Annotated in this window: 10 protein-coding genes; 3 read left to right on the top strand and 7 right to left on the bottom strand. The window is 70.8% G+C overall.

Going from position 1 to position 15,069, the window contains the following annotated elements; translation table 11 throughout:
• From ABZ441_RS29300 to ABZ441_RS29315, 4 genes are all read right to left on the bottom strand, one after another.
• Positions 1–1,498, bottom strand: a 1,498-nt coding sequence (locus ABZ441_RS29300; protein ID WP_358979634.1) for a DEAD/DEAH box helicase, incomplete at its 3' end; no start/stop codon positions are given.
• 197 nt (positions 1,499–1,695) lie between these two features.
• Entirely contained in the window at positions 1,696–1,899 is a 204-nt protein-coding gene (locus tag ABZ441_RS29305) for a cold-shock protein (RefSeq protein ID WP_015607926.1), read from the bottom strand.
• A 619-nt stretch (positions 1,900–2,518) separates the two neighbouring features.
• Entirely contained in the window at positions 2,519–3,031 is a 513-nt protein-coding gene (locus ABZ441_RS29310; RefSeq protein WP_358979638.1) for a pyridoxamine 5'-phosphate oxidase family protein, read from the bottom strand.
• A gap of 48 nt (positions 3,032–3,079) precedes the next feature.
• Complete coding sequence (locus ABZ441_RS29315; protein ID WP_358979640.1) at positions 3,080–3,880, bottom strand: VWA domain-containing protein; 801 nt, start codon at positions 3,878–3,880, stop codon at positions 3,080–3,082.
• Positions 3,881–4,059: 179 nt separating this feature from the next.
• Here ABZ441_RS29315 and ABZ441_RS29320 point away from each other — a divergent pair, with 179 nt between their 5' ends.
• Both ABZ441_RS29320 and ABZ441_RS29325 read left to right on the top strand, forming a co-directional pair.
• Complete coding sequence (locus ABZ441_RS29320; RefSeq protein WP_358979642.1) at positions 4,060–4,971, top strand: rhomboid family intramembrane serine protease; 912 nt, start codon at positions 4,060–4,062, stop codon at positions 4,969–4,971.
• Between the two features lie 175 nt (positions 4,972–5,146).
• Positions 5,147–6,310 (top strand): SLC13 family permease, encoded by a 1,164-nt coding sequence (locus ABZ441_RS29325; protein WP_358979723.1) that lies wholly within the window; start codon positions 5,147–5,149, stop codon positions 6,308–6,310.
• Positions 6,311–6,440: 130 nt separating this feature from the next.
• Here ABZ441_RS29325 and ABZ441_RS29330 read toward each other — a convergent pair whose 3' ends face one another.
• From ABZ441_RS29330 to ABZ441_RS29340, 3 genes are all read right to left on the bottom strand, one after another.
• Positions 6,441–7,901: a glutamate synthase subunit beta gene (locus tag ABZ441_RS29330; RefSeq protein ID WP_358979644.1), complete on the bottom strand. Its 1,461-nt coding sequence runs from the start codon at positions 7,899–7,901 to the stop codon at positions 6,441–6,443.
• Positions 7,894–12,453, bottom strand: coding sequence for a glutamate synthase large subunit (gltB, locus tag ABZ441_RS29335; protein ID WP_358979646.1), 4,560 nt, complete (start codon positions 12,451–12,453; stop codon positions 7,894–7,896). Before gltB ends, ABZ441_RS29330 begins: the two co-directional genes overlap by 8 nt.
• A gap of 437 nt (positions 12,454–12,890) precedes the next feature.
• Positions 12,891–13,622 carry a VIT1/CCC1 transporter family protein gene (locus ABZ441_RS29340; protein WP_358979648.1) on the bottom strand — a complete coding sequence of 244 codons (732 nt, stop codon included), beginning with the start codon at positions 13,620–13,622 and terminating at the stop codon, positions 12,891–12,893.
• Positions 13,623–13,845: 223 nt separating this feature from the next.
• Between ABZ441_RS29340 and ABZ441_RS29345 the strand changes: the two genes are divergently transcribed.
• The gene (locus tag ABZ441_RS29345) at positions 13,846–15,033 is read left to right on the top strand and encodes an ADP-ribosylglycohydrolase family protein (protein ID WP_358979650.1); all 1,188 of its coding nucleotides are present in this window, start codon (positions 13,846–13,848) and stop codon (positions 15,031–15,033) included.
• Positions 15,034–15,069 lie beyond the last annotated feature (36 nt).

Raw genomic sequence — 15,069 nt, forward strand, 5'->3', positions numbered from 1 at the left:
CTGCGGCGCCCGAGCCCGCGCCCGTTCCGCCGCGGCGGCCGCGGCCGCGGCTGCCCGAGCGGAAGGATCCGCCGGCCGCGGAGCCTGAGCCCTGGCCGCCGCGCGTGCGCGGCTTGGGCTGCGTCGGCTGCGGTACCTCGATGACGATCGCGACGCCGGACGGCTCGCGGGCACCCGTGATGCGGCTGAGTTCCTCGTCGCTGGACTTGATGCGGGTGGTGCGCGGCGCGATGCCCGCGTCCTGCATCAGCCGGGTCATGTCCCGCTTCTCGTCGGGCAGCACGAGCGTGACGACGCTGCCGGACTCGCCGGCACGCGCGGTGCGCCCGCCGCGGTGGAGGTAGTCCTTGTGGTCGGTCGGCGGGTCCACGTTGACGACCAGGTCGAGGTCGTCGATGTGGATGCCACGGGCCGCCACGTTCGTCGCGACGAGTGCGGTGACCTGGCCGTTCTTGAACTGGTCCAGGGTCCGGTTGCGCTGCGGCTGGGACCGGCCGCCGTGCAGGGCGGCCGCCCGTACGCCGCTGGCGAGGAGCCGCTTGGCGAAACGGTCGGCAGCACGCTTGGTGTCCACGAACATGATCACGCGGCCTTCACGGGCGGCGATCCGGGTGGCGACAGCCTTCTTGTCCGTCTCGTCCACCACGTGCAGCACGTGGTGCTCCATGGTGGTGACGGCACCGGCCGACGGGTCGACCGAGTGCACGACGGGGTCGGTGAGGAACATCTTGACCAGCCGGTCGATGTTCTTGTCGAGGGTCGCGGAGAAGAGCATCCGCTGCCCGCCCGGCTCGACCTGCTTGAGCAGCGCGACGACCTGCGGCATGAAGCCCATGTCGGCCATCTGGTCGGCCTCGTCGAGGACGGTGATCGACACCTGGTCGAGCCGGCAGTCGCCCCGTTCGATGAGGTCCTTGAGCCGGCCCGGCGTGGCGACGAGGACTTCGGCGCCTCGGCGGAGCGCTCCGGACTGCCGGCTGATCGACATGCCGCCGACGACGGTGGCGACGCGGAGGTTCACAGCGGTGGCGTACGGGGTCAGCGCGTCGGTGACCTGCTGGGCGAGCTCTCGGGTGGGGACGAGCACGAGTGCCAGCGGGGCGTGCGGCTCACAGCGGCGTCCCGCGGTGCGGGCGAGCAGCGCCAGGCCGAAGGCCAGGGTCTTGCCCGAGCCGGTGCGGCCACGGCCGAGGATGTCCCGGCCGGCCAGCGAGTTCGGCAGGGTGGCGCCCTGGATGGGGAAGGGGTCGGTCACGTCCTGTGCGGCGAGGGTCTTCAGCAGCGCGGCGGGCATGTCCAGGTCGGCGAAGGCGTCGACGGCGGGCAGTGCGGGGGTCAGGGTCTCCGGCAGGGCGAACTCGCCGCCCTGGGCGGGCGCGGTCCTGCGACGGGCCGGTGCCTTGCCGGATCCTCGGTTGTTCGCCTGTGTCCGGTCCGTGCCGCGCCCCTTTATCGGGCGGTTGCGGGTCGGTCGGTCCTGGCGTTCGGAGCGGGTCATACGGAATTGCCCTCCTGGGGGATTCCTGGGATTACTGCCGACTGCTGCGGACTGCTTGGTGTGCGCCCCAGGATGCATGCACAGAGCAGGTGTCCCGGCGGCGGAGCCGCACCGGGAATGGTCGAGTCGGAAACAGCACAAACCGGGGCCCGCACCTTCACGGTGCGGGCCCCGGTTGCGAGGTACGCGTCCGGCAATTAGGCCGGGACGATGTTCTCCGCCTGCGGGCCCTTCTGGCCCTGCGTGACGTCGAAGGAGACCTTCTGGCCCTCCTGGAGCTCACGGAAGCCCTGGGTGGCGATGTTGGAGTAGTGGGCGAAGACGTCGGCGCCGCCGCCGTCCTGCTCGATGAAGCCGAAGCCCTTTTCCGAGTTGAACCACTTCACGGTTCCAGTAGCCATGTCATTCTCCTAAAAGAGGTGCAGTGCCGGAAATCCGCACTTCACGAATTCCAAGTCGCCGCATTGAGCCCCATCCGGAGAAAGCCGGAAAACAATAAAGCGCCTGAGGAGGGTTCCCGTCAGGCGCACATAATGTTCATGGGTACCAAAACTGCAACTCGGCAACCGTAGCACGTTCTGTCGGCGGGCGGCAGATCAGTCCGCTCCCGCGCGCCGGAGAATCTGCCGGCCGGGTCGGCTGCGGGGAGCGTTCGTCGCGGCTCCCCGAATCGTTCACCGACGCTTCGCGCGCTGTTCTCCCAAGGGGTGCGCGCCCCGGCTTCGACGGGGCGGCGGAGTCCGGCGGGCGGTGCGGCAGGGGGCGGGACGTCCCTCGTGGGGGACGGCGGATTCACCTGATCGCCGTACCGCCACGCATGCGGGCCGGGCGCTCCCGGCAGCCGGACCGGTGGCCGGGGGTTACGCCGGAAGAGTGCCGCCCGCGGCGAACGGGCGCCTCCGCACCGGTCGGTTCCGCACCGGCCCGGTGCCGCCCCGGCCGGTGCGTCGGGCGATGGAGGGTGAGGCCGTCCGGCAGGAGCGCGAGTCCCCCGGCACCACGTGGCCGCCGGGCGGGGTGTCACGACTCGCGGACGGGGCTCTCGTCGGTCCCTCTGCGCAGGGTGCGCAGGGGGTGGCCGGGGCGCCAGACCTGTACGACGAGGTCGTCACCGTCGAGTCCGGTGCGGACCACCTCGGCGGGGTCGGCGCGGAAGAGGAGGAAGGGCTGTGGCGGGGTGACCTCCTCGATGAAGCGGGCCAGTACGGCGGCGTCGGTGATCTCCACCGCCCGTCCGGAGATGCGGATGTCCCCGTCGGCCATCTCCGCGTCCGGCCCCGGGTTGGCGTGGATGGCGAAGCGCGGGTCGCGCCGCAGGTCCAGTGCCTTGCGGGAGTTCGGCATCATCCCGAACCACAGCGCGTCCATCCGGAACTCGGTCTCCAGGCCGGTGACGCGGGGGGAGCCGTCCGCGCGCAGGGTGGCGAGGACGTGGTGCTTGTACTGCTGGAACCTGGTGCGCACGGTGTCGGCGAAGGCGGGTTCCGCCGCGCGGAAGTCCTGCCAGGAACTCGGTGTCACGTTCGATGTCATGGGCGCCATCGAACCGCGTCATCAGGACATCTTCTGTCGTGATGGGTCCTACGTCACCGGATCGGACGCCACCGTGTCGCGTTCGCCGTGCGCCCGGTGCGCGGGTCGGCCGACGAGCCCCTGGGCGCGGGCGGCCGCCAGCCAGTGCGGGAATTCGGCGACGAGCCGGTCGTAGAGCTCCGAGTCCGGGAGGGTGCGGGGGTCGGGGCCGGCGTGGAAGAAGCCCGCGTTGTCGAGGGGGCGTTTGGCCGGGACGGCGAGCTCGTCGAGCCGGCGCAGGAAGTCGAATTGTGAGCTCCGCTTGTTGCCGAAGCCGATGAACTGCCAGAACAGCGGGAGTTTCGCCGCCTTGCAGAGGTAGCGTTCCGCCGCGTGCTTGCTGATCGGCCCGCCGTCCGTCTGGAAGACGACGAGGGCGGGCGCGGTGGAGCCGCTGTCGAGGTAGTGGTCGATGACGGCGTCCATGGCCAGGTGGTAGCTGGTCTTCCCCATGTGTCCGAGACCGGCCACGATCGCGTCGATGCGGCCGTGGTGGTTGCCGAGGGTGAGGTCGGTGACGGCGTCGACGTCCGTGGAGAAGAAGACGACGGGCACCCGTCCGTCGTCGTCCAGATGGGCCGAGAGACCGAGGACCCGGTCGGCGAGCGCCTGGACGCTGCCGTCCTTGTAGTACTCCCTCATCGAGCCGGAGTGGTCGAGCACCAGGTAGACCGCGGCGCGTCCGCCGCTCATCCCGTGCTTCTCCAGGGAGATCCGGGCGCTCTCGTAGTGGCCGGCGATCGCCGGTGCCTGTTCCCGTATCTTGTGCAGGCTGATGGCCGGACCTGCGGCGTCGTGCGTACCGGTCATGTGGCTCTCCGATCGGGCGGGGCTCGTGCCGCGGCGGCTACGGGAGTTCCGAGCGTAGGGCAACGCCGGCGCACCCAGGTGTCCCGCTCCTCACCCGCGTTCGCTATCTTGAGCGCCCTCGCCTCATGGGGTCCTCCTGCCCGTGCACGAGCCCCCGCCCACGAATGAAGGAGCCGGCCATGGAGGCCGCCGCCACCACGTGTTACCGCCACCCGTCGTACGAGACGTATGTGCGGTGCACGCGCTGCGACCGGTACATCTGCCCCGACTGCATGCGTGAGGCGTCGGTCGGGCACCACTGCGTGGAGTGTGTGAAGGAGGGACAGCGCTCGGTCCGTCAGGCCCGTTCGCTGTTCGGCGGGGCGGTGCCGAGTGCCGCGACGCCGGTCGTGACGTACGTGCTGATGGCGCTGAACATCGTCGCGTACGTCGTCGAGGTGGTCCGGTCCGAGACGGTGGACCGGTTCGGGATGCTCGGGGCGGTGCTGGTCGATCCGTCGGGCGGGCAGTACTACTACAAGGGCCAGACCTATCCCGGGCTCGAGCTGACGGGGGTGGCCGACGGCGAGTGGTACCGGCTGCTGACGGGGGCCTTCCTGCATCTGCCGCCGGACGCGTCGTTCGGCGTGATGCACCTGGTGTTCAACATGCTCGCGCTGTGGAATCTGGGCCGGGTCGTGGAGGGGCAGCTCGGACGGGCCCGTTATCTGGCGCTGTACCTGTTGTCCGCGGTGGGTGGTTCGGTGCTGGTCTACCTGGTCTCGCCGGAGACGACGGCGGTCGGCGCCTCGGGTGCGGTCTTCGGTCTGGCGGCCTCCTTCTACGTCATCAACCGGCGTCTGGGCCGGGACATGCGGGCGGTCAACCGTTTCATGGCGGGGTTTCTGCTGTGGATGGTCGTCTCCGCCGTGTTCACCTCGTGGGAGGGGCACCTCGGTGGTCTGCTGACCGGCGGTCTGGTGACCTACGGGCTGGCGTACGCGCCGGCCAGGCTGCGGACGTCGGCGGCGCAGCTGGCGGGCGGGGTGGTGCTGGTCGCGCTGCTGGCCGTGGTGGTCGCCGTGCGGACGGCCGCTCTGACCGGGGCGTGACGGCGCACTCGCCCGCGGACGAACCGAGTCCACTTTCTGGGATCATCGTCCCATGGTGAGAGATTCCTCCGCAGAGCGGCCGGAGACCGCGGGCTCCGGGGGCGAGGGGCCCGTGGACGGGCCGGGTGAAGGGTTCGGAGCGGGGATTCGCCGTGGTGTCCGGCGGCTGCATCCGCTGGACTGGCTCGCGGGTGGCCTGCTGGTCCTGGGGGTGCTCGCGGTGGCGACCGGGCTGCTCCCCTCGGACGCGGCCGCGGACGAGATGCGGCGCACCGGGCCGCTGGTGGTGTTCCTGGGCACGGTGATCGTGATGGCCGAACTGACGGGCCGGGCTCAGGTCTTCGACGTGGTGTCGGCCTGGGTGGCGCGGGCGGGGCGGGGACGTTATCCGCTGCTCTTCGGGCTGTGTGTGCTGTTCGCCTCGCTCACCACGATCACGCTGAACCTGGACACGACGGCGGTGCTCCTCACCCCGGTCATGCTGTCGCTGGCCTCCCGGGTCGGGATCGCGGCGTTGCCTCTGGCGATGACGACGGTGTGGCTCGCGAACACCGCGAGTCTGCTGCTGCCGGTCTCGAATCTGACGAATCTGCTGGCGGCGGACCGGGTCGCGCTCTCGCCGTCGGGTCTCGCCGCGGTGATGTCGCTGCCTCAGCTCGCGGCGATCGCGATGACCGCGGTGTGTCTGTGGGTCTTCTACTGGCGGCGTGGCCGTCGCGGCGCGGACCGGTACACCCCGCCGGGTCCCACGGTGGCCGCGGATCCCGTCCTGCTGCGGATCTGTTCGGTGGCCTGTGCGGGCTTCCTGCTGGCGATCATGGTCGCGGACGTGCCCCTCTGGTCGGCGTCGCTGACCGCGATGGTGGTCGTCGTGGTGGCGTTCGCCGTACGGCGCAGGGAGGAGTTGCGGCTGTCGCTGGTGCCGTGGCGGCTGCTGGTGCTCGTCCCGGGGATGTTCCTGGTGGTGGAGACCGTCAGCGCGCACGGGCTGCACACGTTGCTGGAGTCCCTGCTGGGCTCGGACAACGGCTTTCCGGGGATGCTGCGGTCGGCGGCGGTGGGGGCGGGGCTGTCGAACGTCCTGAACAACCTTCCGGCGTATCTGGCGGGCGAGGCGGTCATCCCGGTGGGTAACCACGAGCAGTTGCTGGCGCTGCTGATCGGGGTGAACGTGGGGCCGCTCGTGACCCCGTGGGCGTCCCTGGCGACGCTGTTGTGGTTCGAGCGGTGCCGCTTGCACGGGACGAGGATCGAGATGCGCCGTTTCGTGGGGACCGGTCTGGTGCTGTCGGTCACGGGCACCCTGGCCGCCGTGTCGGCGCTGGCGCTGGTCGGCTGAGTTCCGGTGCCGGCCGGTGTCCGCGAGGTCCTGGACACGCCGCGGCGCCCGCCCTTGTCCGGTCGGGGACGGGGGCGGGCGCCGCGTTCAGTTCCGTACGCCGTTGTACGGGACGTCTGTGTTGCCGCGATCAGACCATCAGGGAACGGTCCGTCGGGCGGATCGGGGCGTGCAGGGCGCTGGTCCCTGTCAGGAAGCGGTCCACGCCGCGCGCGGCGGAGCGGCCCTCGGCGATGGCCCAGACGATGAGGGACTGGCCTCGGCCCGCGTCACCGGCGACGTAGACGCCGTCGACGTTGGTCGCGTAGTTCTCGTCGCGTGCGACGTTGCCGCGCTCGTCGAGGTCCACGCCGAACTGCTGGACGAGGCCGTTGGCCTGGTCGGTGCCGGTGAATCCCATGGCCAGGGTGACGAGCTGGGCCGGGATGACGCGCTCGGTGCCGGCCTTCTGCTCCAGCTTGCCGTCCTTGAACTCCACCTCGATGAGGTGCAGGGACTGGACGTTGCCGTCCTCGTCGCCCTCGAAGTGGGTGGTGGAGACGGAGTAGATCCGCTCGCCGCCCTCCTCGTGCGCGGAGGTGACCTTGTAGAGCATGGGGAAGGTCGGCCAGGGCTGGTTGGCGTTACGCTCCTCGCCCGGCTGCGGCATGATCTCCAGCTGGGTGACGGAGGCCGCGCCCTGGCGGTGGGCGGTGCCGACGCAGTCGGCGCCGGTGTCGCCGCCGCCGATGACGACGACGTGCTTGCCCTCGGCGGTGATCGGGGAGACGGTCAGGTCGCCCTCCTGCACCTTGTTGGCGAGCGGGAGGTACTCCATCGCGAAGTGCACGCCCTTGAGGTCCCGGCCCGGGACGGGCAGGTCGCGGGAGACGGTGGCACCGGCCGCGATGACGACGGCGTCGTACCGGCGGCGGAGCTTGGCGGCGTCGATGTCCTTGCCGATCTCCACCTCCGTGCGGAACTTGGTGCCTTCCGCGCGCATCTGCTCGATGCGGCGGTTGATGTGCGACTTCTCCATCTTGAACTCGGGGATGCCGTACCGGAGGAGTCCTCCGATGCGGTCCGCGCGCTCGAAGACGGCGACGGTGTGACCGGCCCGGGTCAGCTGCTGGGCCGCCGCGAGACCGGCCGGGCCCGAGCCGACGACGGCGACGGTCTTGCCGGAGAGGCGCTCGGGCGGCTGCGGGGTGACGTCGCCGCTGTCCCACGCCTTGTCGATGATGCTGACTTCGACGTTCTTGATGGTGACGGCCGGCTGGTTGATGCCGAGGACGCACGCCGACTCGCACGGGGCGGGGCACAGGCGGCCCGTGAACTCCGGGAAGTTGTTCGTGGCGTGCAGGCGCTCGGACGCCGCCGACCAGTCCTCGCGGTAGGCGTAGTCGTTCCACTCGGGGATGAGGTTTCCGAGCGGACAGCCGTTGTGGCAGAACGGGATGCCGCAGTCCATGCAGCGGCCGGCCTGCTTGCTGATGATCGGGAGCAGTGATCCCGGAACGTAGACCTCGTTCCAGTCCTTGACGCGCTCGCCGACGGGGCGGGTCCGGGCGACCTCGCGTCCCGTGGTCAGGAAGCCCTTGGGGTCAGCCATTGGTCGCCGCCTCCATCATCTTCTCGGTGGTCTCCTGCTCGGAGAGACCGGCGAGCTCAGCGGCGTCCTTGGCGGCGAGCACTGCCTTGTAGGTGGACGGGATGATCTTGCTGAAGCGGGCGACCGAGGTGTCCCAGTCGGCCAGCAGCTTCTCGGCGACCGTGGATCCGGTCTCCTCCCGGTGGCGGCGCACGACGTCGTGCAGCCACTGCCTGTCGGTGTCGTCGAGGAGTTCGACGGCGCCGACGTTGCCGGTGTTGACGTTGTCGAGGTCGAGGTCGATGACGTACGCGATGCCGCCGGACATGCCTGCGGCGAAGTTACGTCCGGTCTCGCCGAGGACGACCGCGTGTCCGCCGGTCATGTACTCGCAGCCGTGGTCGCCCACGCCTTCCGAGACGACCGTGGCACCGGAGTTGCGGACGCAGAAGCGTTCGCCGGTCCGGCCGCGGAGGAACAGCTCGCCGCCGGTCGCACCGTAACCGATGGTGTTGCCGGCGATGGTGGAGTACTCGGCGAGGTGGTCGGCTCCACGGTCCGGGCGGACGATGACGCGGCCGCCGGAGAGGCCCTTGCCGACGTAGTCGTTGGCGTCGCCCTCCAGGCGCAGCGTCACACCACGCGGTACGAAGGCGCCGAAGGACTGGCCCGCGGACCCGGTGAAGGTGATGTCGATGGTGTCGTCGGGCAGGCCCGCACCGCCGAACTTCCTGGTCACCTCGTGGCCGAGCATGGTGCCGACGGTCCGGTTGATGTTGCGGATCGCGATCTGCGCGCGGACCGGCTGGGCGGCCTCGGCGCTGTCGGCGCCCAGGGCGTCGGCGGCGAGCTTGATCAGCTCGTTGTCGAGGGCCTTGGTCAGTCCGTGGTCCTGCTCGTTGACGCGGTGGCGTACGGCGCCCTCGGGCAGTTCGGGCACGTAGAAGAGGGGCTCGAGGTCGAGGCCCTGGGCCTTCCAGTGGTTGACGGCCCGGTCGGTGTCGAGGAGTTCGGCGTGGCCGACGGCCTCCTCGATCGTGCGGAAGCCGAGCTCGGCGAGGATCTCGCGGACCTCTTCGGCGATGAACTCGAAGAAGTTGACGATGTGCTCGGCCTTGCCGGAGAACCGGCTCCGCAGGACGGGGTTCTGGGTGGCGATGCCGACCGGACAGGTGTCGAGGTGGCAGACGCGCATCATGACGCAGCCGGAGACGACGAGCGGCGCGGTCGCGAAACCGAACTCCTCGGCGCCGAGCAGCGCGGCGATGACGACGTCGCGGCCGGTCTTGAGCTGGCCGTCGGTCTGGACGACGATGCGGTCGCGCAGGCCGTTGAGCAGCAGGGTCTGCTGGGTCTCGGCGAGGCCGAGCTCCCAGGGGCCGCCCGCGTGCTTGAGCGAGGTGAGCGGCGAGGCGCCGGTGCCACCGTCGTGTCCGGAGATGAGGACGACGTCGGCGTGGGCCTTGGAGACACCCGCGGCGACCGTTCCGACGCCGACCTCGGAGACCAGCTTCACGTGGACGCGGGCCGCCGGGTTGGCGTTCTTGAGGTCGTGGATCAGCTGAGCCAGGTCCTCGATGGAGTAGATGTCGTGGTGCGGCGGGGGCGAGATCAGGCCGACACCCGGGGTGGAGTGCCGGGTCTTGGCCACCCACGGGTAGACCTTGTGGCCGGGCAGCTGGCCGCCTTCGCCGGGCTTGGCGCCCTGCGCCATCTTGATCTGGATGTCGTCCGCGTTGACCAGGTACTCGCTGGTGACACCGAAGCGGCCGGAGGCGACCTGCTTGATGGACGAGCGGCGCGCCGGGTCGTAGAGACGCTCGGAGTCCTCGCCGCCCTCGCCGGTGTTGGACTTGCCGCCCAGCTGGTTCATGGCGATGGCGAGGGTCTCGTGCGCCTCCTGGGAGATGGAGCCGTACGACATGGCGCCGGTGGAGAAGCGCTTGACGATGTCGGCGGCGGACTCGACCTCGTCGAGGGAGATCGGCTCGCGGCCGCTCTTGAAGCCGAACAGTCCGCGGAGCGTCATGAGGCGCTCGGACTGCTCGTTGACCCGGCCGGTGTACTTCTTGAAGATGTCGTACCGGCGGTTGCGGGTGGCGTGCTGAAGGCGGAAGACCGTCTCGGGGTCGAAGAGGTGGGGCTCGCCCTCGCGGCGCCACTGGTACTCGCCGCCGATCTCCAGCGCGCGGTGCGAGGCGGAGATGCCGGAGGCGGGGTACGCCTTGGTGTGCCGGGCGGCAACCTCCTTGGCGACGACGTCGAGTCCGGCGCCGCCGATCTTGGTGGCGGTGCCGTTGAAGTACTGGGCGACGAAGGCCTCGTCGAGGCCGACGGCCTCGAAGACCTGGGCGCCGCGGTAGGAGGCGACGGTCGAGATGCCCATCTTCGACATGACCTTGAGGACGCCCTTGCCGAGGGCGTAGATCAGGTTGCGGATGGCCAGTTCGGGCTCGGTGCCCTCGATGAACGTGCCGGCGCGGACGAGGTCCTCGACGGACTCCATCGCGAGGTACGGGTTGACCGCGGCGGCGCCGTAGCCGATGAGCAGCGCGACGTGGTGGACCTCGCGGACGTCTCCGGCCTCGACCAGCAGGCCCACCTGGGTGCGCTGCTTGGTGCGGATGAGGTGGTGGTGGACGGCGGAGGTGAGCAGCAGCGAGGGGATCGGCGCGTGCTCGGCGTCGGAGTGCCGGTCGGACAGGACGATGAGGCGGGCGCCGTCCTCTATGGCCGCGTCGACCTCGGAGGTGACCTGTTCGATGCGGGCGGCGAGGGCCTGGCCGCCGCCGCTGACGCGGTAGAGGCCGGAGAGGGTCGCGGCCCTCATGCCCGGCATGTCGCCGTCGGCGTTGATGTGGATGAGCTTGGCCAGCTCGTCGTTGTCGATCACCGGGAAGGGCAGCGTCACCGCTCGGCACGCGGCGGCGGACGGCTCCAGGATGTTGCCCTGGGGGCCGAGCGTGGAGCGCAGCGAGGTGACGAGCTCCTCGCGGATGGCGTCCAGCGGCGGGTTGGTGACCTGGGCGAACAGCTGGGTGAAGTAGTCGAAGAGCAGCCGGGGGCGCTCGGAGAGCGCGGCGATCGGCGAGTCGGTGCCCATGGAGCCGAGGGGTTCGCCGGCGGTGCGGGCCATCGGGGCGAGGAGGACGCGGAGCTCTTCCTCGGTGTAGCCGAAGGTCTGCTGGCGGCGGGTGACCGAGGCGTGGGTGTGGACGATGTGCTCGCGCTCGGGGAGGTCCTCGAGCTCGATCTCGCCGGTTTCCAGCCACTCCTCGTACGGGTTCTCGGCGGCCAGGGAGGCCTTGATCTCGTCGTCCTCGATGATGCGGTGCTCGGCGGTGTCGACGAGGAACATCTTGCCGGGCTGGAGGCGGCCCTTGCGGACGACCTTGGCGGGGTCGATGTCCAGGACGCCGACCTCGGAGGAGAGGACGACGAGGCCGTCGTCGGTGACCCAGTAGCGGCCGGGGCGCAGACCGTTGCGGTCGAGGACCGCGCCGACCTGGGTGCCGTCGGTGAAGGTGACGCAGGCCGGGCCGTCCCAGGGCTCCATCATCGTGGAGTGGTACTGGTAGAAGGCGCGGCGGGCCGGGTCCATGGAGGCGTGGTTCTCCCACGCCTCGGGGACCATCATCAGCACCGAGTGCGGCAGCGAGCGGCCGCCGAGGTGGAGCAGCTCCAGGACCTCGTCGAAGGAGGCGGAGTCGGAGGCGTCCGGGGTGCAGACGGGGAAGATCCGGTCGAGCTGCGCTTCTCCGAAGAGGCTGGAGGCGAGCTGGGACTCACGGGCCTTCATCCAGTTGCGGTTGCCCTTGACCGTGTTGATCTCGCCGTTGTGCGCGACGAAGCGGTACGGGTGGGCAAGCGGCCAGCTGGGGAAGGTGTTGGTGGAGAAGCGGGAGTGGACCAGCGCGACCGTGGTGGCGAAGCGGCGGTCGGAGAGGTCCGGGAAGAACGGCTCCAGCTGCCCGGTGGTGAGCATGCCCTTGTAGACGATCGTGCGGGCGGAGAGCGAGGGGAAGTACACCCCGGCCTCGCGCTCGGCACGCTTGCGCAGGACGAAGGCCTTGCGGTCCAGCGCGATGCCGGTGCTGACGCCGTCGGACACGACGATCTGGCGGAACTCGGGCATGACGGCGCGGGCGCCGTTGCCGAGGATGTCCGGGGTGACCGGGACCTGGCGCCAGCCGAGGACGTCGAGGCCCTCTTCGGCGGCGATCTTCTCGATCTGCTTGACGGACCCGGTGGCGTCGTCCGCGGGCAGGAAGGCGATGCCGACGGCGTAGGAGCCGGCCTCGGGGAGGTCGAACCCGGTCTCGTCGCGGAGGAAGGCGTCCGGGACCTGAAGGAGAATGCCGGCGCCGTCACCCGAGTCGGGCTCGGATCCTGTGGCGCCGCGGTGTTCGAGGTTGCGCAGTACGGTCAGCGCCTGCTCGACCAGCTCATGGCTGGCCACACCGGTCAGAGTGGCCACGAACCCGACGCCACAGGCGTCGTGCTCGTTACGGGGGTCGTACATCCCCTGCTGGGCGGGGCGACCGTCCATGGGCGACCAGGCGTCGGAACGCATTGGCTCTCCCGTCGTCGTCGTGGCATGTGCTGTGCCGAGGGACGACGCTGGCCCTCTGCGAAATTTCGTGCAGGTTACATGATGGAACGCTTCTCAAAAAGCGGAAAGACTGTTCCAACATGCGGACACCACGGAGCCGTGGTGCGGGTGGGTCACGGTCGGAAGGATCGTTGTGGATCACTGTCCGGGGAGACCGCAGAGAGCGGGCGTCGTTGCCCGCGAGTGTCTACGGCTCTTGCCCGGCGGTCATCGAATCGAAACCGCCGAGTAACGGCTACTTATGTGTAGCACTGCATAGCGTCTCATTTTACGGTGGGCGCACCCCATCCGCCCAGTGACGTGCGTCAAGACGTACGTCACACCGGCGGAACGCCGGCGGAACACCGGAACCGTCCGCGAGGTCCCGCCCCCTTCGGGGCCTCCGGGCCCCGGTCCGGTCAGCCGGCCGCCACTCCGAGCAGCGTGCCGAGTCCGTACGTGACCGCGGCGGCCGCCCCGCCGAGCACGAGCTGGCGCAGTCCGCTGAACCACCAGGTGCGTGCCGTCACCCTGGCCACGACCGCGCCGCAGCCGAACAGGCCGACGAGGGCGAGCAGCACGGCGGGCCACAGCCGGTCGGCGCCGAGCAGGTAGGGCAGCACGGGGAGCAGGGCGCCGAGCGCGAAGGCGCCGAAGGAGGACAGAGCGGCGACGAGCGGCGAGGGCAGGTCGCCCGGGTCGATGCCGAGCTCCTCGCGGGCGTGTATCTCGAGCGCCTGTTCCGGGTCGCGGGACAGCTGCCGCGCGACCTCCTGGGCGAGCGCGGGCTCGACCCCGCGGGACTCGTAGAGGGCGGCGAGCTCCCGCATCTCGTCCTTGGGGTGTTTGCGCAGCTCACGCCGCTCGACGGCGAGCTCCGCCTCGACGAGCTCCCGCTGCGAGGCGACCGAGGTGTATTCGCCCGCGGCCATCGAGAACGCACCGGCCGCGAGCCCCGCGAGTCCCGTGATGACGATGGTCTGCTGGGAGACCGCTCCCCCGGCGACGCCCGTCATCAGGGCGAGGTTCGAGACGAGACCGTCCATGGCGCCGAACACCGCGGGCCGCAGCCAGCCGCCGTTGACGTCACGGTGGGTGTGGTTGTCCCGATGGGCCTCGTGCAGTACGGCGTCGGTCTCGATGATGGACACAGCTCTCCCCTTCTCCCGGAGCGGTCCCCGATCTGATGCTTCCGCTCCGCACCGTCGAAAGTACGCACGAAAAACGCCTCCCGCCAGCAAGGAAGGCCGAACTTACCTGCCGCGAGGGCGTCACTCGGGCGGACGATTTGTACGAAATACGAGCCTCTCTTCGGTGTGATCGGGGAAACCTCGCGTATCCGGTCGTTCCGGGTGCGAGGGAAAGGTCTTCACGATGGAGCTCATGGCGGACACTCCGGCGGCGGGCACGGCCGACCGGGCTCGGGGGGCCCTGCTGGGGCTCGCGGTGGGGGACGCGCTCGGCGCCCCGGCGGAGAACATGCGCCCCTCCGAGATCCGCCGCCGCTGGGGCCGCATCGAGGGCTTCGTCAGCGACGATCCGGCCGGGACCGATGACACCGAGTACGCGATCTTCTCGGGGCTCCTGCTGGCCAGGCACGGTTCGGCGCTCACCGTCTCGCACGTCGAGCGGGCCTGGCACCACTGGATCGCCGATCTGGACGAGGGCCCGTTCCGGGGTGCCGGATTCAGTGAGCGCGGCACGCTGGAGAATCTGCGGCGCGGTCTCGCCGCCCCGATCTCGGCCCAGCACCGGCACGCCTGGAGCGACGGTCTCGCGATGCGGGCGGCGCCGTTCGGGGTATTCGCGGCGGGCCGGCCCGCGGAGGCCGCCCGGCTGGTGGCGGTGGACGGGCAGGTCAGTCACGACGGGGAGGGCATCTACGGCGGACAGGCGGTCGCGGCGGGGGTGGCCGCCGCGATGGTGGGGGCGGGGCTCGCCTCCGTGATCGCCGCCGCGCTCTCGGTCGTACCGATGGACTCCTGGACGGCCCGCTCGCTGCGCCGCGCGGTCTCGGCCGCGCAGCGCTCGTACCCGGACCGGCTGGCCGGGGAGCGCGCGGTGCGTTCCGCGGTGGTGATCGGTGGCTACCCGTGGACGGATCTGGCGCCGGAGGCGGTGGGCCTGGCCTTCGGGGCCCTCACCGCGGCGCGCGGAGACTTCCCGACGGCGGTGCTCACGGCCGTGAACATGGGCCGGGACGCCGACACGACGGCCGCGGTGGCGGGCGCGCTGGCCGGTGCCCTGCACGGGGCGTCGGCCATCCCCCGGGACTGGGCGGCGGCGATCGGCCCGGTGCGGGGCAGTTGCCTGCCGTCGATGCGGGGTTACCACGTCCTGGACATCGCGGAACTCCTGACCCCGGACGACGGGGAGGACCCGCCGGGGGTCCGGGCCACCCCGGAGCAGGAGCCCTCCGCGCGCCGGGAGTCCGCGGTCGCGCCCCTCTCCCCGCGGCAGGGGGTGTCCGGCGGCCCACGGCTCTCGGGCGCCGGGTGGCAGACCCCCGTGCGCACCGGGCCGGCGGCACCGGCCGCCGCTACGCGGCAGGGCTCCCGGTGACCGCGGCCCCCCGCACTCCGCGGGGCACGGCCGAGG

This window comes from Streptomyces sp. NPDC005752 (assembly GCF_040630715.1).
GTDB lineage: Bacteria > Actinomycetota > Actinomycetes > Streptomycetales > Streptomycetaceae > Streptomyces.